General features: G+C 68.9%; 15 protein-coding genes. 10 read left to right on the forward strand and 5 right to left on the reverse strand.

All coding sequences use genetic code 11. The features are described 5' to 3' along the window. Positions 1-151: 151 nt before the first annotated feature. On the reverse strand, positions 152-2,443 hold the full coding sequence (locus KEG38_RS49535; protein WP_272427938.1) for a glycoside hydrolase domain-containing protein: 2,292 nt from the start codon (positions 2,441-2,443) through the stop codon (positions 152-154). A gap of 141 nt (positions 2,444-2,584) precedes the next feature. Between KEG38_RS49535 and KEG38_RS49540 the strand changes: the two genes are divergently transcribed. Together KEG38_RS49540 and KEG38_RS49545 are read left to right on the forward strand one after the other, a co-directional pair. Next, positions 2,585-4,294, forward strand: coding sequence for a M61 metallopeptidase family protein (locus tag KEG38_RS49540; RefSeq protein ID WP_272427939.1), 1,710 nt, complete (start codon positions 2,585-2,587; stop codon positions 4,292-4,294). Between the two features lie 48 nt (positions 4,295-4,342). Continuing rightward, entirely contained in the window at positions 4,343-5,890 is a 1,548-nt protein-coding gene (locus KEG38_RS49545; RefSeq protein WP_272427940.1) for a hypothetical protein, read from the forward strand. Between the two features lie 368 nt (positions 5,891-6,258). On the opposite strand, the gene KEG38_RS49550 is transcribed toward KEG38_RS49545, so the two are convergent. After that, positions 6,259-8,937: a transglycosylase SLT domain-containing protein gene (locus tag KEG38_RS49550; RefSeq protein WP_272427941.1), complete on the reverse strand. Its 2,679-nt coding sequence runs from the start codon at positions 8,935-8,937 to the stop codon at positions 6,259-6,261. Positions 8,938-9,373: 436 nt separating this feature from the next. On the opposite strand from KEG38_RS49550, the gene KEG38_RS49555 reads away from it, so the two are divergent. From KEG38_RS49555 to KEG38_RS49565, 3 genes are all read left to right on the forward strand, one after another. After that, positions 9,374-10,768 carry a hypothetical protein gene (locus KEG38_RS49555; protein WP_272427942.1) on the forward strand — a complete coding sequence of 465 codons (1,395 nt, stop codon included), beginning with the start codon at positions 9,374-9,376 and terminating at the stop codon, positions 10,766-10,768. 515 nt (positions 10,769-11,283) lie between these two features. After that, entirely contained in the window at positions 11,284-11,646 is a 363-nt protein-coding gene (locus KEG38_RS49560) for a phage holin family protein (protein WP_272423051.1), read from the forward strand. 84 nt (positions 11,647-11,730) lie between these two features. Further along, on the forward strand, positions 11,731-12,015 hold the full coding sequence (locus tag KEG38_RS49565; protein WP_272423050.1) for a hypothetical protein: 285 nt from the start codon (positions 11,731-11,733) through the stop codon (positions 12,013-12,015). Positions 12,016-12,188: 173 nt separating this feature from the next. Here the strand turns inward: KEG38_RS49565 and KEG38_RS49570 are convergent, their stop codons facing one another. Further along, positions 12,189-12,341, reverse strand: a complete 153-nt coding sequence (locus KEG38_RS49570; protein WP_272423049.1) for a hypothetical protein — start codon at positions 12,339-12,341, stop codon at positions 12,189-12,191. 136 nt (positions 12,342-12,477) lie between these two features. Here KEG38_RS49570 and KEG38_RS49575 point away from each other — a divergent pair, with 136 nt between their 5' ends. Then, a complete protein-coding gene (locus KEG38_RS49575; protein WP_272423048.1) occupies positions 12,478-13,008 on the forward strand; it encodes a hypothetical protein in 531 nt (176 codons plus the stop codon). 4 nt (positions 13,009-13,012) lie between these two features. On the opposite strand, the gene KEG38_RS49580 is transcribed toward KEG38_RS49575, so the two are convergent. Next, on the reverse strand, positions 13,013-13,399 hold the full coding sequence (locus tag KEG38_RS49580; RefSeq protein WP_272423047.1) for a hypothetical protein: 387 nt from the start codon (positions 13,397-13,399) through the stop codon (positions 13,013-13,015). Between the two features lie 99 nt (positions 13,400-13,498). Here KEG38_RS49580 and KEG38_RS49585 point away from each other — a divergent pair, with 99 nt between their 5' ends. The 4 genes from KEG38_RS49585 to folD all read left to right on the forward strand — a co-directional run bounded on the left by KEG38_RS49585 (position 13,499) and on the right by folD (position 16,364). Next, positions 13,499-13,984 carry a hypothetical protein gene (locus tag KEG38_RS49585; RefSeq protein WP_272423046.1) on the forward strand — a complete coding sequence of 162 codons (486 nt, stop codon included), beginning with the start codon at positions 13,499-13,501 and terminating at the stop codon, positions 13,982-13,984. A gap of 70 nt (positions 13,985-14,054) precedes the next feature. Continuing rightward, complete coding sequence (locus KEG38_RS49590; RefSeq protein ID WP_272423045.1) at positions 14,055-14,936, forward strand: hypothetical protein; 882 nt, start codon at positions 14,055-14,057, stop codon at positions 14,934-14,936. Positions 14,937-15,017: 81 nt separating this feature from the next. After that, on the forward strand, positions 15,018-15,473 hold the full coding sequence (gene trxA, locus KEG38_RS49595) for a thioredoxin (RefSeq protein ID WP_272423044.1): 456 nt from the start codon (positions 15,018-15,020) through the stop codon (positions 15,471-15,473). A gap of 27 nt (positions 15,474-15,500) precedes the next feature. Next, on the forward strand, positions 15,501-16,364 hold the full coding sequence (gene folD / locus KEG38_RS49600; protein ID WP_272423043.1) for a bifunctional methylenetetrahydrofolate dehydrogenase/methenyltetrahydrofolate cyclohydrolase FolD: 864 nt from the start codon (positions 15,501-15,503) through the stop codon (positions 16,362-16,364). A gap of 308 nt (positions 16,365-16,672) precedes the next feature. Here the strand turns inward: folD and KEG38_RS49605 are convergent, their stop codons facing one another. Continuing rightward, the gene (locus KEG38_RS49605) at positions 16,673-18,457 is read right to left on the reverse strand and encodes a serine/threonine protein kinase (protein WP_272423118.1); all 1,785 of its coding nucleotides are present in this window, start codon (positions 18,455-18,457) and stop codon (positions 16,673-16,675) included. Positions 18,458-18,614: the final 157 nt, after the last annotated feature.

Genomic DNA, 18,614 nt, shown 5'->3' on the forward strand with positions numbered 1-18,614 from the left:
GGCTGTCTTGGCTGGCAGGGTCTGGCCTGTTCGATGAACTGCGCATCGCGCAGTTCATCGACCCCGGGTCCAGCCCCTGGCTGGTCCGGGTCCAGGGGCGGATAGCCCCTGGTGGGGCCTGGGGCAACGCCCCAGCGAAGCGCCTCAAATTTCACGGGACTGGCACGATGCTCATCCAGTTCAGCATGGTGTATTCGTCCTGCTGCCCGGCTTCCATCGTGACGTTGCCGTCGTTCACTTCGACGACGACCGAGCCGACGCGGTAGGGCTCGGCGGGCGTTGTGGCCACGGAGTCGAAGAGTGGTTGCCCCTCGATGACGACACGATGCTTCTCGTAGGTCCCATCGTACCAGCCGATCGAGACGGTGACCTCGTACTTGCCCTTCGCGATATCCCAGTTGAACGTGTCGGTGCGCCCGTAATCGTTGTAGATCACGCTCTTCTGCAGCTCGGAGACGGGCGCGTCCGCGAGGTATTTGTACAACATGATCCCCGGATCCCCGATGTGCGGACCGGACCAGCCGTAGCCTTTCTTCGCGTCGTAGGCCTCCCAGCCGATTTTGAGCCATTCGTGGCCGTCCACCACGAGCGGATTCTCGGCGGGCTGTCCGTTCGGGTCCTGGAAGTTGATGTAATAGGCGGCGCGTGGGTGGGCGCCTTCTGGGGTGGAGTCGAGTGTGGGGCAGCCGTTGACCTTGCCTTCGAGGTAGCGCCCGAGTTCGTCGCGCAGGTGCGCGAGGGCGGAGGCGTCACGCGTGAAGGACGTCGGCGACGAGACCGCGCTTGCGGCGGAGAGGTCGCAGCCCGCGGCTTCATCCGGCGTTGCGGGCATCGAGCCGCCGGCTGCGCGGAGCAGGTATTCGAAGTCCTCGGCGCCTTCCCGCAAAAGCTCCCAGCGAATGCTGCTCACGATTGCGCCGTCCTCGGGCGGATACAGGAGAAACCCGTCGCCGTTCTGGTTCGTGCCCTCGGGCCGCGGATTTTCGTACGGATTACTCCCCCAGCCCGTGACGGAGTAATAAGCGAACCCGCGGATCCGGTACTTCCAGGCGGCCCAGTGGGCGATACGCGTCTCGATGCCGGGGTGGTCGATCGTGATGGGGCTGAAATGTGGCGGGAGGTCGCCGTAGAGGAAGTACCACCACACGGTCTCGCCGAGCGCCTGGCGTGCCTTGGCGTAGTCGGGATCGAACTCGGAGAGGTTGGCCCACCAGAGATCGTAATGGCCGGATCCGATCGAGGCGTGCTCGGCGATCTCGAGCTTCGGCTCCTCGCTGATCGCGATCCGCAGGTTCGGCGCCGCCTTCTTGGCGAGGTTCGCGAGGAACGCGGCGACGTCGTAATCCTCCGGCCCCTGCGGCTCGTTCTGCACGTAGTAATAACCCTTGTCCTGCCAGCCTTTCGCTACGAGGTAGGCGTCGATCGCGGCGAGCAGCTTCTGCCATTCGGCGTTGTACTCGGGCGTGCCGAAGTGGTCCTCGCCGCGGTCCTTCCCGCAGAACGTCTGCGGCCGCGGCGTGGAGTTGTTGACGAACTGCATGATCTCGAACGAGGGAAACCCGATCCCGTTCCATCCGGCGCCGTCGATGTACGCGGGGCCGAGCTGGGAGAAGTCGTAGGGATTGTTCTCCTCCACGAACGATCCCGTCGCGCAATCGTAGTTGATGCCGCCGTTGTAATTGAGCCCGGCCGGCCAGGCGACGCCGGTCGGCACGAGGCGGTGCTCGTAGAAGAAGTTTTTCAGCGCGCGGACCTTGTCGAGGCTCTCGCTGCCGCCGAGGGCCTCGAAGCTCGTGTTCCAGTTGCCATCGAAGCCGAGCTTGTCCGGCAACTCGAAATCGTAGACGTGGAGCGTGACGGGCATGTCCTGCGTGGCGCCGGCGGTCGTGACGGTGAGCGTCGCGGTGTAATCCCCGGCGGCGGCCCCGGGCGGGACGCGGACGGTGATCCAGAACGGCTGGTTTTCCCCCGCGGCAAGGTCGTGCGAGGCGCCGAACGTCGTCGGGTGGAGCGGATCCGGGACGAACGGGCTCACGATCGCCGAGGGATCCGAGGGCTCCGTGATGCGGACGTACCCGACGCGGTGAATACGGACGTCGTCGAGCGTGCCCGGGCCGGTGAAGGGCGTGAGCGTGATCGAGGCTTTCCCGGCGGCGTCGGGGCGGACGACGATCTGAAACGGTTCGAGCTCGTTCTTGGCCGCGGAGATGCGGATGCCGTCGCCGGTGCGGGACGGCGGCGTGGCCTCGCGGAGGATCTTGTCCATGGGCGTCGCGGTCCAGAGCGTCGCGCCCGCGGGCGAGGGCAGGACGAAGGAGCGATCGCCGGACGGCGTGCAATCGGTGCAAGGCGGCAGCGGTGGCTTTCCATTGCCAGGCGGGCCGTCGGGAGAGCCGCAGGCGAGGAACGTGAGCGCGAGCAAGGCGAAGCGAAGGCGGGGCATCGGGACCTCCGCCCCCGATGGTAAGGCGGATCCACGGGAAAACGCGAGGGATCGGCGATCGCACGCCCGAGCGCGTTCCGCTCCCCGCCGGTCTCTGCTATCACCCTGCCCGCTCGCCCTGCCCGTTCCCTCCGGAGCGTCGTGCGTTTCATTCTGAAAAACCTTTCTCCTTTGGCGCTCGCCGCGGCGATCGCCGCCTGTGGCGATTCCGCCTCGGCGCCCGCGGACGCCGTCCCCGTGCGTCCTGCCGAGCCGCTCCCTCCCCTGCCCTCGCTCCCGGACGGCCTCACCGTGCGGCTCACGCCGCGGCCGGATCGCAGCGCGCTCGACGTCGAGGTCCATCTCGTCGGCCCCGCAGCCGCGCGCGCGAAGGAGCTCGCCATCGCGCGCGTGTGGGCCGGCATCGACGGCATGGCCGCGCTCCGCGGGATCCGCGTCCGCGACGGCGAGGGCTTGATCGCGACGCAACCAGGCCCGGACGAAGGCCCCGATCGCACGCTCGTGCTCGGCCGCGCCGCGACCTCGCACCTCGCGATCACCTATGGCGTCGCCTCCGCGCCCCGCGACGCCGCGCGCTTCGCGTTGCACCTCGATCGCGAGCGGCTTTCCGGCATCGGTCACACGTTCCTGCTCTTGCCCCGCACGAGCGAGGCGCTCGCCGTGCACGTGCAAATCCGCCCCGGCGCCCTCGCCCCCGGCGCCTCGGGCGCGAGCTCGTTCGGCGTCGGTGACGACATCGAGGATCACGCGACGCCCGCCGATCTCGCGAATGCCGTTTTCCTCGCGGGCCGGCTCCGCACGCTCGATTCGGCCGAAAACGAGCGACTCGTTCTCCTCGGACGTCCAGCCTTCGAACCCGAGGCCACGCTCACGACCATTTCCCGCGCCCACGCCGCGCTCGCGCGTCTCTTCGGCGGCGCTCCGCGATCCGGCGCGGCGAACACCGACGATTTTTCGTACCTGCTCGTCGCCGAACCCGGGCTCGGAAAAGGCCACGACGGCGCGCTCCTCGGGCGCTCGTTCGGACTGTGGATCGGCGACGACCGGCCCTTCGACGCCGCCGTCACGATCGCCGCGACGCACGAGCTTTCGCACCGCTGGATCGGCGGCGCCGTGCGCCTCGTCGCCGAGGGCCGCGAGCAGCTCTGGTTCTCGGAAGGGTTCGCCGTGCATTACGCCCGGAAGATTGCGCTCGCGGAGAAGCTCATCGGCGGGCGTGATTTCGCGGCGGATCTCGAACGCACGCTGGTGAACGCGGAGGCGGATCTGCCGGCGCACGCGCGCTCGCGGAAGGACTACCAGCGCGGCGCGCTCTACGCCGCGGCCCTCGACGCTGCGCTGCGGAAGGCTTCGGGTGGAGAGCGATCTCTCGACGATCTCGTGCGCGCTTTGCTCGAGCGCGCCGCGACCGAAAAGAACCCCGATCTCCCGGTCTCGGCGCTCGGAGAGCTCGTCGCGCGTGAGCTCGGCGCGGCGCGCGGCGAGGAGCTCGACTGGGTCATGGTGCGCGGTCATGGCGAAATCACCCTGGACGAAGGCGCCTTCGGGCCGTGTTTCCACCGAGCTCGTACGAAATCGAAGGTCTACGAGCTCGGCTTCGACGAGGCGAGCCTGCGCCGTACGCCCGCGATGATCCGCAGCCTCGTCCCAAGCTCCGCCGCCGCGCGCGCAGGCCTCGAAGAAGGCGCGCTCGTGCTTTCGTCGAAGGTGCCGGCCGGGCGCGACGAGGACACGGCCGAGCCCGTGGAGATCGTCGTCGCCGAGCGCGGACGCGGTCGCAAGATCCGGTTTCTGCCCGTGACCGAGCGTCAGGTCGTCCGCTGGGCAGAAAAACCGCGCTGCCGCGATTGAAGCACCCATCGACGGCGAACCCGGACCGGGCGTACCATCACGCCGGTCATGACAAACCCCGCTCCCGATGCATCGCCCCCGGAGGCGAACGCGTATGCTCCCCCCACGGCGCCGCTGCGTGAGCCGACCCCCGAGCGCGCGCCGCACGAGGTGACGCCCGCCCAGCGTATCGCCGGCGGCCTGCTCATCGTAAACGCCGCGCTCGTGCTCATCGAGGCGGTGGTCCTGCCACCCGATCCGAACCCGACGCCTCTCACGTCCCCAGGCCGGAGCATCCTGCCCGCGATCATCGACGTCGTGATCGGGATCTCTTTGCTCTCCAAGAACCGCAAGTTCTTGCCGTGGGCGATCGTGCGCGTGGCGTTCGGGCTCGTGGTGCTGACGGCGCTGCTCGCGTTCAAGGATCCGTTCCTCGCGGTGATGCAGGTCGTGGTGAGCGGATCGTTTTTGCTCCTGCTCGTCGGAGACGCCGGCAAACCGCGCATGGCCGTGGGCGGCGCGCTCTTCGGCATCTACGCGCTCATCAACGTGCTCGGTCTGTCGGCGACGCTCACCGGCTCGAACCCAATCGCCGCGCTCGTCTGGACCGCCCGCGGCGACGTCGAGAGCACCCCGGCGGGCGTGGTCACGGGCGAGGCATCCCATTACCGTCTCCGCGCGCCCTCGGATCGCTGGCGGCTGCGCAAGCCCGAGGCAGCAAAGAAGGACAACCCGCTCGCCGATCGCTGGATCTCGCGGCCCGATCTCGACGCGCACGTGCTCGTCATCGCCGAGAAAGCACCGGGCATGCTGGTGCTCCCGGACGCGCTCGCGGACGCGGTGATCCAGAACGGCAAGACCGCTGCGACAGCCTTCGAGCTCGTGGGTCGCGCGCCGCTGCGCACGCATCCGGAGAACGGACGGCTGGTCCACACGCGGTCGACGACGAGCGGGCTCGAGATCGAGTCGCTGACGGGCGTGGTGGCGACCTACGAGCGCGGCTACCAGATCCTCGCGTTCGCGCCGAAGAAGGCGTTCGCGGAGGCCGAGCCCGAGCTCCGCGCATTCGTGGAGTCGTTCGAGCTGCCGACAGACGAGAAGCCAGGCCTCCCGGCCGACGCCGAAGCCCTGCCGCCCGGGAAGCTCAAGGGCGTGGCCGCAGACTACAAGCTGACGCCGCCGAGCGAGGCATGGGCCCTGCGCAAGCCCGAGGCAGCGCAGAAGGACAACCCGCTCGCCGATCGCTGGATCGTTCGTCCGGACAAGGACGCACACGTCTTCGTGGTGGCCGAGCACGCGCCGGGCTCCGTGGTGGATCTCGAGAGGTACGTGGAAGCCGTGGCAAACACGATCGTCGAGCGGATGCACGGGACGATCGAGTCGCGCGAGCCGCTCCGCACAGACCCGAAGAACGCGCGTCTCGTCCGCGTCCGCGCCGAGGCAGAGGGCATGAAGCTCGACTATTACTACGGGCTCTTCGCGCGGGGTGATCGGGCCTTCCAGGTGATCGCATTCGCCCGGAGCGAGGTCTTCCCGAGCGTGAAGGACGAGCTCTTGAAGGCCGTCGAGACGTTCGAGATGCCGCCGGAAAACACGGCGGCGAGCGCCAAGCCTTGAAGGGGGGCGCGTGCGCGGGGCGTTGCCCCGCACCCCAGCAGGGGGCTGTCCGCCCCCTGCACCCCGGACCAGGCACGGCCTGGACCGAAGGCGGATAAACCGCGCGATGCGCGGTTTATCCGACGGGCCCGGGGCAAGACCACGGACGACCTTGCCAGCCAAGGCAGCAGCGCTGCCCCACCCTCCAGCAGAGACGTCCGCGCTGCGGTTTTGACTGGCAGGCCGTCGCCGGTCTTGCCACGACCTGTTCGATGAACTGCGCATCGCGCAGTTCATCGACCCCGGGTCCAGCGCTTGCGCTGGTCCGGGTCCAGGGGTGGACAACCCCTGGTCGGGGTCCGGGGTGAAACCCCGGCGCTACGTCACCATCACTTGGGCGCCGTCGTCACGACGACGCGGTGTCCACGCGCGAGCGTCTTGCGCAATGCGGTCCGCATCGTCTGCACGCTCATCTTGTCGAGCTCCTCGATCAGCGCCTCGGCGGCGCCTGGCGCGAGGGCCTCGCGGATCCGCGCGCTGTTTGCGAACTTTGGCGCGTTCTCCACGACGGGCCCGCGCTGGCTTGCGATCTCCTTCTTGAGCCCCGCCTTCAGGTGCGCGACCGCGTATGCGATCTCCACGGTCGTCGGACCTCCCTGGACGAAGGCGTCGATCTCCGCGTCGAGTCGCGGCTCCACTGCTGCGAGATCGTGGGGCACTGCGGGTACGACCTCGACCACGGCCACGCTTGCGCGGCTCCCCGCGTCGAGCATCGCGCGTACCTCGGAGGCATAGCCCTTCTCGACGAGTGCGCGATCGAGACGCCCGCCCTTCGAGCTTGAAAGGATCCACATCGCTACGCGCATCGCTGCGTGCTCGCGCACGTCTTGCTCGCCCGGTGCGATCCAGCCGTAGAGCGCCCGCGTCGCGGGGACCATTTGCTCCACGGTGAGCCGCTCCTCGCGCGGGTGCGGACCGATCGGCAGCGCGTCTTGCGCTGTGGGCAGCGTGGCGAAGACGCGCTTCGCGAGGTCCTCGATCCGCGCGCGCGTCACGTCGCCGATCACCGTGACCGATGCGCGCGTCGGGCTGCGCTCGGAGGCCATCGACTCTGCGAGGAGCAGATCCCGCGCCACGGCTGCGTCCTCGCGGGCGCCGAGCACGTAGCCTTCGAGCGGATGACCGGCTGGGAACAGCGCGTCACCGAGTGCGAGCCATGCCGGGCCGTATGGCTGTGATTCGAGCGCTCGCCGCCGCGGCAGCGCCGAGAAGCGCCGCAGGCTCGCGAGTTGCGCGCCCGAGCTCTCGCCGAGCAGGAGCCTCAGACGTCCCGCCGCGAGCTCGAGGCCGAGATCGAGATCCCGCTTCCCCACCGTGATCGTGTGCCGTGTCTCGCCCGCGCCTGCTTCGCCGGCTGGCTCGCTCGTGCCCGCGATCTTCCCCTCGTCCGGCGCGATGCGGATGGTGATCGCGATGCGCGGCGCCGAGGCGTCTTCGCGCACGCGCATGGCCACGCCGTTCGGCAGCACGAACCGCTGGAAGGGATCCGGCGGCGGCTCGATCCGTGTGGGCGGCGGGATGAAGCCGAGCTGCTTTTCCAGGGCCGCGCCGCCGACGCCCTTGGCGGATGCGGCCTGCGAGCGGCGCGCTTCGGAGGCGAAGACCGCGAGCGGATCGTCCGGACGATTCGGCTGCCAGCCGACGCCACCGCCGATCGAGACGAACGGCAATTTTGCACCCATCGGGCCGAGGGTCGCCATGCTCAGCGTGGCAGGGCCCTGGCCCGGAAGAACGAACTCGGGCAGGCGGTTTTTCCCGATCGGCGACGGGCGCGGCGGCAGCGGGCCGTCGTCGTCGTCGTCGCCCTCGTCCACGCCTGGGATCGTGGGCGCGCGCATCGCGCTCGCCTGCTCGGTGACGGGATCGGCGCCCGGATCGTCGACGCGTTCGTGCTCCAGGTACGCTGGGAACGCCGCGAGTGTTTGCTGCACGCGCTCGGCGGGCAGGTGGATGATGTAATCGCCGCCGAAGGGCGGCGTCCGATCGCGCAGGAGCTCGGGGTTGTACTCGCGGAGCAGGCGCGTGGGGATGCCGGCCGCGCGCGCGATCGTGCGCAGGCGCGTGCCCTCGGGCACGGCGATTTCGCCCATTTCCATCGAGGGATCGGCGTGGAAGGCGTCGAGCCCGAAGCGCGCGCGGTTGTTCGCGACGATCGCGAAGGCCACGATCTGCGGCACGTAATTCGCAGTCTCCTCCGGCAGGAGCTTCTGTTGCGCGAGCTCCGCGAAGCCGATGGGCGTCTGCGGCGCGCCGGGCGGGCGTGTCTCGGCGACGCGCGCCATGCCCCGGAGCACGGTCTCGATCCCCGCGTTGTACGCTGCGAGCGCGAGATCCCAGCGGCCAAAGCGCTCGTAGAGGTCACGCAGGTGCGCGACGGCGGCGACCGTGGAGCGCCGGAGGCTCCGGCGCTCGTCGACCCACTGCGATTGATCCAGCCCGTAAAGCGCGCCCGTCTCGGGCATGAACTGGAAGAGCCCGGCCGCGCCCGCGGGCGAGACGGCGCGCGGATCGAAGCCACTCTCGACCGCCGCGAGCCACGCGAGATCCTCGGGCAAACCGGCCTCGCGCAGGCTGTGCTCGATCATCGGGCGGTAGCGCCCGCTCCGCTGGTACCGGTCCCCGAAGAGCGCCCGGCCGCCGTCGGTCTTCGCGAAGAACCGGACGAAGCGCATGGTGCGGCGGGTGACGGGGATCTTCAGGTCCGGCATCGCCAGCGTGGCGAGCGCCGCGCCTTCGGGATCGTCGAGGTCGCCGTCGTTCGCCTTCTCGAAGTCCTTGGCGATGGCCGCGTCGAGGAGCCGGCTCTCCTCCTCGCCCGGCATGCGTCGGGGCACGGGCGCCTCGGGATCTTCGGCTGCGGGCTTGTCGAGGAGCGTGGGATCGCGGAAGGCGCGGTATCCCGCGGAGATCGAGGCGCGCATCGAGGGCGAGGCGAGCGCGCCGAGGATCCCGGCCACGCCGAGGAGGGCCCCGGAGAGCAAGAGCGCTCGCCTGACGCGCGGCTTCATCGGCGCCATTCTTCGCCAAGTCCGGGCCTGAGGGAAGACCCGTTTGGTGGAGCCGGCCTGGTCACTCGCGTGATCCGTTCGGATCACCCCCGTTCGAGCTTGGACTCCAGCTCCTTCACGCGCTTCGCCCTCTCTGCAGCCTCCTTGCGCGCAGCCTCGAGCGCGCCGCGGTTCTCCTCCCTCGACTGCTTCCTCACGGCCTCGACCAGCTCTTTGTCGAGGGCCGCCTTGGGTCCGCCTCCAGGGCTTTGCGGAGGGCATTCAAACTGGATCGCCAATGGTGTGTAAATTTTGGCTGTTGTCGCAATTAGGTGGGAAATACGCGCACCTCTTTATTGGAAAAGTCCGCTCTCGGGCTCTGAGGTCGCGTGCTCGCGCGGCGAGTTGGTGCGCGGGGCTTTACGTCGCGCATCGAGGCTTGCTACTGGGGCAAGCCATGGAACAAACAAGATTTTTTCCGGACCGTCCTCGAGCCATCACCGCTCTCGCCTTTGCGCTCGGCATAGCTGCGGTGGTGGTGGGCTGCTCCGATGACAACAATTCATCGACGCCGACCAGCAGCTCTTCCTCGAGCTCGAGTAGCAGCACCGGGACGGGCGGAGATGGCGGCGCCGGAGGCGGAGTCGGGGGTGCGGGCGGCGTGGGCGGCGTAGGCGGTACGGGCGGTACGGGCGGTACGGGCGGTACGGGTGGCGCGGGTGGCGCGGGCGGCACAGGCGGTACGGGCGGCACGGGTGGCGCGGGTGGCGCCGGTGGCGCCGGTGGCGCGGGCGGCCAGGCACCGATGAAGCCTGCGGACTGCGTGGACCTCCCGCTCGCGGGCATCGAGCTCCTGAGTCAGCAGGAGGACACGTTCAACACATCGGCCCCTGTGCCCGTCATCCGGACGCCGAGCTCGCTCGCAAACATCTCCGGAGACGCCGCGCTTTCCGACCGGCTCCGGTTCCTCTTCGACGGCGACCTCGGCGTCGGTGTCCACACGATGGACGGCGACCCGACCCAAGCGCTCCCCGACTTCAAGACGAAGTTCGTCCCGAACTGCAACGCGTGCGCCGTGTTCCAGGAGGACCTCGGGTCGGGGAACGCGTATCTCAAGACCTTCGCAGCCAAGTCGGGTCAGCTCGAGATCACCGCTCTCGTGACGCCGCACCAGACGGCCGGCGTCGCTCGGTATGTCGAGCTGCGTGAGGTCGTCAAGGACGCGACGACCGGCGCGTATAGCTGGGTCGAGGGCGGCCAATGCTACTGGATCCAGGAGGCCTCCTATGACGGTCGCCGTCCCAAGGGCTGCGTCCCCTACACGCCGAACGCCTGTCCCGCCGACCAGTTCTGCATGCCCACCAACGCGGTCGGGACCGACGGCGAGTGCGTGACCGGCGGAGCGAAGCTCGAAGGCGAGGCATGCACGCGGGTGAGCGACACGCAGTGGGACTCGGACTGCACGCTCGGCCTGCGGTGTCTCGACTCCGGCATGGGCGCCATCTGCCGGAAGGTCTGCGATCTGCATGCGGCCGCGCCCGGCTGTCCGGTCGGGACACACTGCGGCGGCGGCTACAACCTTTGCATGGACGTCGCGGGCCTTCAGCAGAGCGGCATCGACGATGCGACCCTGGGGCAGACCTGCGCTACGAACCCGAAAGCGCTCTACTGCGGCGGGGCTGGGCAGCCGGGGACGTGCTGGGACGACGACGGCGACGACGGCCCGATGGCCCCGATCTGCATCCCGTTCGCCTCCGCGCCATCGCAGTGCGTCGCCCCCAGGACGGCGGGATACATCGCCTACAAGAGCGGGATCGACCAGTCGACGCTGTTCTGCATCCCCCCTCCCTGAGCAACGGAGCATTGGTCTCATCACGAGGCGTTGCGCCGGGGCGCTGCCCCGGGCCCCGCGGGGGCTGTTCGCCCCTCGACCCGAACCAGGGCAAGCCCTGGACCATTTGGGGAAGAACTGCGCGATGCGCAGTTCTTCCCACAGGCCGGTGGCAAGACCATGGAGGTGCGTTCCACGCTGGCGACGGGCGCGTGGCCCGTTGAACCGTCAACGCCGCGGTCTTGGCAGGCAGGATCGTCGCCGGTCTTGACCTGGCCTGTTCGATGAACTGCGCATCGCGCAGTTCATCGACCCCGGGTCCAGCGCTTGCGCTGGTCCGGGTCCCGGGGCGGATAGCCCCGGGTGGGGCCTGGGGCAAAGCCCCAGCGCAGCGCCACCCAGATGAGACCAATGCTCAGCCCTGAGCAAGACCCCCACGGCGATCGTTGGGTTGTGCAGGACGCGCATGTGCGCCAAGAAGAAGGTCGGGACGGGCCTGCTCGACGGAGTGGTGACCGGCCCCTTTCGAGGTGCCCATGTTGAAGACGTTCCTCAGTCAAGCCATCGCGGCGGCGCTCGCGGTCCTGGTCGCAAGCAAGATCATGCCCGGGGTTCGGGTCCGCAAGGGCAACACGGCGATCGGCATCGCTGTCGCGTTCGCGGTGCTCAACCTGTTCTTCGGGTGGCTCTTGCGGGCCGTGCTCGCCGTCGTGCTCCTGCCCGCCGCCGTGCTCACGTTCGGCTTGCCCTACCTCGTGCTCGGCCTGCTCGTGAACGCGATATTGCTCTACATCACCGACAAGTTCATCGACGATTTCGAGATCAAGGGCTTCTGGCCGCTCGTCGGGACGGCCGGGCTGATCTCCGTCGCCGCGTGGCTTTTGCCGCGCATCTTTTGAGGACGCCCCTACGAAAGTGCGGGACGGCGCGCGCAATCGACGGATCGCGCGACGCCGCCCGCTGGCATCCTTGACGTGTTCAGGATGGCCCTCCACCACGCGGCTCAAACGGACGACGTCGCGCTGCTCGATGCGCTCCTGCATGCGTTCGACAGCAACGCGGAAATCGTCGACTTGCTCCTCGAGCGTTGCGCGGATCCGAACGCCAGGACGCTGAGCCAGCGCAGGTGGCAGGTCGGCAGGCAATACGTCATCGGCGCCGGAGCGAGCCCGCTCGACCTCGCGCTCGTCAATCGCCACGATGCCGTGGCAGCGCGTATCGTCGCCGCCGGCGGCGTTCGGACGACAGCGCAGGTCGAGCGATACTGACGCCCGCATCTCATTCCAACGCCCTCGCACCATTCAGGGCGGATCGTGGGGGCTCCCGCGACGAACCAATGAGGTCCACGTCGCCGGGGACAAACGGAAGGGCCACGCGGCCAACGTCCTCCATTATGCTGAGTATGGCATTCCCGAATACTTCATTTTCGATCGGGGACGCCTCACACTTCACGGCTACCGCGTGCCGTCGCCCAAGGCGCGCCGATGAGGAGCGCGCCCGCGCCGACCGCGCCGAGGTCGAGCTCGCGGCCGTGCGGGCCGAGCTCGAGCGTTTTCGTCGCTCCTGAACCCTGCCATCGCGCCTCTGCCGTCATCGACGGCTCGGCCCTTCATCGCAAAACGCCCCGGTCGGCCGCTCCCCTCGCCTCTTCGTCGACGCGCTTGCCCGGGTTGCGACGCGGCGCGGCGGGAGTACAGATTCCCTCGTCACGCGTCACGTCGGAGGGGGGCATGGCGTACCGGATGGAGGACCTGATCCGCGGGTCCATGCGTGGTGGGCTCATTTTCGGGTATGTCCCCGCGTCGCCGGAGCACGCATCTCCCGCGATGTACAAATCGGCCCTGAGCGCCGAGCTCGACCGCATGAAGGCCGCGGGGCTCGCGGCCGATGCGTGCATTTCGAGCGAGCTCGAGGAGCTCGACGAGGCGCGCTTCTCGCCCGGCATCACGCTCTGCGGCCTCGTCCCGGATCGCGTCGGGCCGCAGGATCTCGAGCGGATCCTGCGCTGCGTGAAGAGCGACGACCGTCCCTACTTCTCGAAGCGCTTTCGCGCCGATCCCGCAAAGCACCGAAAAAAGCCGCCCTCGCTCGCTCCGCAGCAACGGTCGAGCCTGTTCGAGCTCTTCCCCGAGGTGCACCAGGATTTCGTCCTGTTCATCTCGCACGAGCCACGCGTGGCCGAGCTCTTGCGGCTCTCCGCGCACGCAAGCTCACCGCTCTTCGATTACCGGCACCACTACCGGATCCTCGATCTGCCCTGAGCATTCAGCGGATCATGCACATCTCGTCCGCGGCGATGCAGGTGCCGAGCTGGGCACCGCTCGCGCCGCAACAGTTGCCCGTCAAACAATCGTCGTAGGTGAGGCAGCCGGAGCCCTTGGAGCACTTGAATCCGAGCATGCCGCAGGTCGGGCCGCCACAATCGACGCCGGTCTCGTCCCCGTTGGCGAGGCCGTCCATGCAATCGGGCGCCGCGCCGCCGGTGCCGCTCGTGCTTCCGCCGGTGCCGGTGCCGCCGCCGCCACCGGTTCCGCTCGCACTTCCGCCGCCGCTACCGCCGCCGCCTCCGCTTCCGATGTCGTCTCCGTCCGCCGTGCATGCGGCCGCGGTGACGAGGAGCGCTGCGAGGCCCCACCCGAACGCCTTGCCCATTTCCGAACCTCTCCAGTCCTGATCGCCGCGGACGGAAACGCGCGGCAGAGCCTATCACGGGGCTCTGTTCGCGGGCCGTTTTCATGAGAGAATCAAGCGATGGACGAAACGTTCCGCCAGCATGTCCGTGCCATCGCGGCGGAGGGCAAGGGTGAGCCTTTCGGAGGGCGCACCTTCCTCCCGCTCGTGACGCTCGACTCGGGCGCGCGTGTGGGCGTCGACGGCGATGGGACGTTCGTGCTCGCGAGCGCGGAAGGCGACACGATCACTCCGTACAGTACGGAAGACGCGCATGTTTTCCACGAGGTGCTGGAGTGGAAACGCGACGCCTTCGATGACAAGCTCGAAGAAGCCGGACGCGCGCTGGGGTTGCCGGAGCTTGCGGCCTCCCTCGCCTTCCCCGCGTTCGGCATCGTTCGCGCCGTGCTCGCGAAGAACATGCACTACACGACTCGCCTGGCGCTGTCGTGGCTCCTGCCGTCGGAGCTCCGCCAGGTGCAGGACGACATCCGCCGCGTGGCCGAGGACAGACAGTTGCCCACGGCCCTGCGGGATTTCGCGCGCAGGCTCCTGGTATCGCCCTGACGAACTTTTCGTTCCGGGACGAGCCCGACCGCGCTACACAGGTTCAGCGTTCGTGAAGGAAAGGAACCCCATGCCCGAGCCGTCTACGCCCCCGCCTCCGGGCCTGATCAGCGAGCAGGACGTGGAGCAGGAAATCCAGCGCCTCTTCCTCGCCCAGGCCGGATCGGGTCTCGTCATCCGCGTCTACGGCGAGGAGGGCGGGACGGCCGAGAACCTCGAAGCCTTCCGCGAGATGCTCACGTCGCTCCGCATGTACGACTACGGCTCCGCCGCCGGCGACGTACTCGTGGACGCGCCGAACCGTCAGATCCTGACGCGCGCACTCTCCGTCCTCGCTCGCGAGCAACACCAGAAGCGCATCCTCGATCACGTCCTCACGACGTTCGGTCGGCACCTCATCGATCCGCTCGCGCTGATCCTCGACACGAACCCCGAAGGCACGCTCATCTCACGTCTCAGCGTGCTCCGGGACATGTTCCTCGCGCAGATCGCAGAGCTCAAGCTGACGCAGGAGTCGCAGAGCATGCTCTCCGACGACCTCCGTAAGCTCCTGACGGACGAGTACCTGTCGATGGTCGCCGAGCACGAGGAGCGGGTGCAAAGGCCGCGCGTGCGGCGTCTGGCGCAGCAAAGTTTGCGCCTCGTCGGCTCGACGTTCCACAAGGCGCTCCGCGGCTGGCCCGAGCACGCCGAGCGCATCGCCTCGATGGTCGCACGTCGGATACACGGCAAAGTGCAACTCCGCGAGGTGCCCACGCTGATCCGCGATCAGATTTGCAACGCGATCGAGGAATTTTTGTGGGTCGAGACGGCGAACGAGATCGAGGGCGCGCTGACCTCGCTGTTCTCCGAGCACCGCGGCGTGATGAGCGAGCCGCTACGCGAGCTCGATCGTTCGCTCTACCAAGAGTTCGCCCAAGCCTGCTGGGAGATCATCGCGGAGTACTGCTAGGCGCCGGCACGGCCTTCGCATGGCGCGGGGCAACGAGCGTGCTGTCCATGCGCGCCCGTCCGCTCGACGTCGAGGTACCCCGTGATCCGCACTTGTCCGTCTTGCCAGACGAAGAATCGAATCCCCCCCGAGCGTCTGAGCGACACCGGTCGCTGCGGCGCCTGCAAATCCCCACTCCCGCCGCTCGCCGAGGCCCTGGAGGTCGACGCCCGGGAGTTCGGAGACATCGTCCGCACCGCGAAAGTGCCCGTCCTGGTGGATTTCTGGGCCCCCTGGTGCGGTCCGTGCCGGATGGCGACCCCCGAGGTCGCCCGCGCCGCCGCCCAGCGAGCAGGCAAGGCGATCGTGCTGAAGGTGAACACCGACGAGCACCCTGAGCTCGCCAGTCGCTACGGTGTCCGCGGCATCCCGCATTTCGTGGTGCTGCGCGGCGGCGAGCCAGTCGTGTCGCAAGCCGGGCTCGTCCGAGCCGCGCAGCTCATCGACTGGATCGACCGCGCAGCCGGGACCCCTCCCCGGCGCGCACACGTGGCCTAGCCCAGATTTCTGCCTAGACTCCGCCGCATGAGTGGAGCCCTCCTCGACGGGAAAGCCCTGGCGCAAAAGGTGCGTGACGAGGTGCGCGCAGACGTCGCGCAGTTCGTGGAAAAGCACGGTCGTCCGCCCGGTCTCGACGTGATCCTCGTGGGTGAAGACCCGGCCAGCGTCGTCTACACGCGCAACAAGGAAAAAGCCTCGAACGAGGTCGGGATGCGCGGAAGGCTCCATCGGCTGCCCGCCGAGACGAGCGAGGCCGAGCTGCTCGATCAAATCGCAGCCCTGAACGCAGACGAGTCCGTCGACGGCATCCTCGTTCAGCTCCCGCTGCCGAAGCACATCCGCGAAGATCGCGTGATCGATGCCGTGTCGCCAGCAAAGGACGTGGACGGCTTCCACCCGATCAACGCAGGGCACCTGGCCACAGGCAAAGCCGCACTCGTGCCATGCACGCCGACAGGTTGCATGCGGCTGATCGCGGAGACGGGTCGTTCGCTCGAAGGAGCACGCGCCGTCGTCGTGGGGCGGAGCAACATCGTGGGCAAACCGATGGCAATGCTGCTGCTCGGAGCAAACGCAACCGTGACGATGGCGCACTCCCGCACGAAGGATCTGCCCGCCGTATGCCGCGAAGCCGACGTGCTGGTCGTGGCCGTGGGGCGCGCGCGCATGGTGAAACGCGACTGGATCAAGGAAGGCGCCGTCGTGATCGACGTGGGCATGAACCGCGACGAAGTCGGCAAGCTCTGCGGCGACGTCGACACGGACGGCGCCCGAGAACGCGCCTCGTTCGTGACACCCGTGCCAGGCGGCGTCGGGCCCATGACCATCGCATGCCTGCTGCAAAACACAGCGCGCGCAGCGTGGGCACGGAAGGTGGCTGCCGGCTGAGGCGTGGCGCCCCGGGGTTTCACCCCGGACCCCAGCGGGGGCTGTCCGCCCCCTGCACCCCGGACCAGGCACGGCCTGGACCGAGGGCGGATAAACCGCGCGATGCGCGGTTTATCCGACGGGCCCGTGGCAAGACCACGAGCGGCGTTGCCGACCAAGACAGCAGCGCTGCCCTACGTGCTGGGAACGTCTTCCCTGTCGACAGCGCGCATCGCGCGCTGTCGCCCCGCGTCCAGGGCTTGCCCTGGTCCGGGTGCAGGGGCGGATAGCCCCTGCTCGGGTCCGGGGTGAAACCCCGGCGCTACGCGCTAGTCGCCGTACGGATCGTTCGGGTCGACCTTGGGCGCCGGGGCCGTCGGGGCTCCGCCCGGCAGGCGTGACGGCGGCCTCCACCACGGGGGCGGATACCAGAGGCCGTCGATGCGCTTCCAGCCGCCACCGGGGTTCGGCGGGAGAAACCTGTAGCCGCCGCCGTCGGGCAAGCCGCCGTCGAGAGCGTCGGAGCCTGCGTCGCCTGCGTCGGAGCCTGCATCACCCGCGTCGCTCCCGGCGTCGCCTGCGTCGGATCCCGCGTCGCTCGGCGCGCCTGCATCGAGGGCCAGCGCTTCGTCGCTCGGCGCGCTCGCGGAAGGTGCGGCGCTCGCGCTCGTCATGGCGGTCGGCGCGGGCACGACACTCGCAGGCGGCGGAGGTGGCGCGGGCGCGGGCGCGGTCTTCGGCGGAGGCAAAAGCCAGCGAAGCGCCGGTGGGACGAGCGGCTCGGCCCAGGGCAAGTGGCCGAGGCGCAGCGCAGCGCCCGCGCCGCCGAGCGCTGCGACGAGGGTGAGGCCGAGCCATGGCCAGACCGATCGCTTGCGCTTCGACGTGACGAGCGCTGGCGCCGCAGACGGCGGGGGAGGGGGCACGCTCGGGACGACGATCGCGGGCGGTGGAGGCGGCACGGACTCGCCGTCGTCGAGCGAGATCGGGATGATGCCTTCGAGCGAAGCGCCACGCGACGACGGCGTGCCGCCGCGCGACGACGGCGTGCCGCTGCGCTTTCGCGACACAGGCCCTTCGGCCCGCCGCGACGCAGGCGCCTCTGCGGCTTCGAGCCCGCGCGCATCCGCGGCCTGGATCGCGGCGGCGAGCTCGGCGCGGCGCTGCGACGACCGCTCGCCCATCAGTTTGCTCACGAACGAAGACACGTCGCCGTCGGTCACGGCCGCGCCGATGGCGTTCGTGATCTGATCGAGCGCGCGTTGCATCTCGGCGCAGTCGGTCCAGCGATCCTCGACGCGCTTCGCGAGGGCGCGCATGACCACGGCTTCGAGATCGGGGCGCACCGAGGGCACGAGCTCGTGGACCGGGACGGGCTCGGTGCCGACGATGTTGTCCATCGTCTGCTTGTCCGTGGTCGCCTTGAACGGGTGACGCCCGGTGATCATCACGTACATGAGGATCCCGAGCGAGAAGATGTCCGAGCGACGATCGAGCCGCTCGCCGCGGATCTGCTCGGGCGACATGTAGTGCGCTTTGCCCTTCATCATGCCGGGCACGCGCGTGATGGTGACGCTCGCCGTGGCCTTCGCGACGCCGAAGTCGACGATCTTCACGATCCCGTCGTACGAGACCATGACGTTCGCGGGGTTCACGTCGCGGTGCACGAGGCCGAGAGGGCGGCCGTCGTCGTCGCGCATCTCGTGTGCGGCGTGCAGGCCCGCGCAGGCGCTCGAGAGCATGCGCAGGAGCAAGGGGAGGGGGAAGCCGCCTTGGTCCTTGGCGTTGCGGTTGATCACGAAGAGCGACTCTCCGTTGATCCACTCCATCACGATGTAGAGCACGCCGTTCTCGTCGCCGAGGTCGAGGATCTCGGCGACGTGCGGGTGCCGGATGCGCGCCGCGAGCCGCGCCTCGTCGAGGAACATCGCCTCGAACTCGGGATCTTCCGAGAGGCCCGGCAGCATCGTCTTGATGGCGACGATCTTCTGGAAGCCGCGCGAGCCGACCATGCGAGCGGCCCACACGGCGGCCATCCCGCCCTGCGCCACGGGCATGAGGATCTCGTAGCGTCCTAGCGTGACGCCGGGCTTGAGATCTCGGTTATGAAGCAACAACGAGGATCCTCTGGGATGCGTCGTCCTCGGCAGCGGGACCGCGAAGGACAAGGGGAGCGAAGGCTACCGCGCATGGGAGGGTGTCACGATCGCCGCTCACGGCTCAAGAGGAAGCAGCGGAATCGCCATGCGAAGGCAATTGCGCGCACGGCGA

It is taken from the genome of Polyangium jinanense, assembly GCF_028435265.1.
GTDB lineage: Bacteria > Myxococcota_A > Polyangia > Polyangiales > Polyangiaceae > Polyangium > Polyangium jinanense.

Excerpts from the sequence above, each read along its gene's own strand:
- KEG38_RS49535 (WP_272427938.1), bottom strand. The coding sequence starts at position 2,443 with ATGCCCCGCCTTCGCTTCGCCTTGCTCGCGCTCACGTTCCTCGCCTGC.
- KEG38_RS49545 (WP_272427940.1), top strand. The coding sequence starts at position 4,343 with ATGACAAACCCCGCTCCCGATGCATCGCCCCCGGAGGCGAACGCGTAT.
- KEG38_RS49550 (WP_272427941.1), bottom strand. The coding sequence starts at position 8,937 with ATGAAGCCGCGCGTCAGGCGAGCGCTCTTGCTCTCCGGGGCCCTCCTC.
- KEG38_RS49555 (WP_272427942.1), top strand. The coding sequence starts at position 9,374 with ATGGAACAAACAAGATTTTTTCCGGACCGTCCTCGAGCCATCACCGCT.
- KEG38_RS49560 (WP_272423051.1), top strand. The coding sequence starts at position 11,284 with ATGTTGAAGACGTTCCTCAGTCAAGCCATCGCGGCGGCGCTCGCGGTC.
- KEG38_RS49565 (WP_272423050.1), top strand. The coding sequence starts at position 11,731 with ATGGCCCTCCACCACGCGGCTCAAACGGACGACGTCGCGCTGCTCGAT.
- KEG38_RS49570 (WP_272423049.1), bottom strand. The coding sequence starts at position 12,341 with ATGACGGCAGAGGCGCGATGGCAGGGTTCAGGAGCGACGAAAACGCTC.
- KEG38_RS49575 (WP_272423048.1), top strand. The coding sequence starts at position 12,478 with ATGGCGTACCGGATGGAGGACCTGATCCGCGGGTCCATGCGTGGTGGG.
- KEG38_RS49580 (WP_272423047.1), bottom strand. The coding sequence starts at position 13,399 with ATGGGCAAGGCGTTCGGGTGGGGCCTCGCAGCGCTCCTCGTCACCGCG.
- KEG38_RS49585 (WP_272423046.1), top strand. The coding sequence starts at position 13,499 with ATGGACGAAACGTTCCGCCAGCATGTCCGTGCCATCGCGGCGGAGGGC.
- KEG38_RS49590 (WP_272423045.1), top strand. The coding sequence starts at position 14,055 with ATGCCCGAGCCGTCTACGCCCCCGCCTCCGGGCCTGATCAGCGAGCAG.
- folD (WP_272423043.1), top strand. The coding sequence starts at position 15,501 with ATGAGTGGAGCCCTCCTCGACGGGAAAGCCCTGGCGCAAAAGGTGCGT.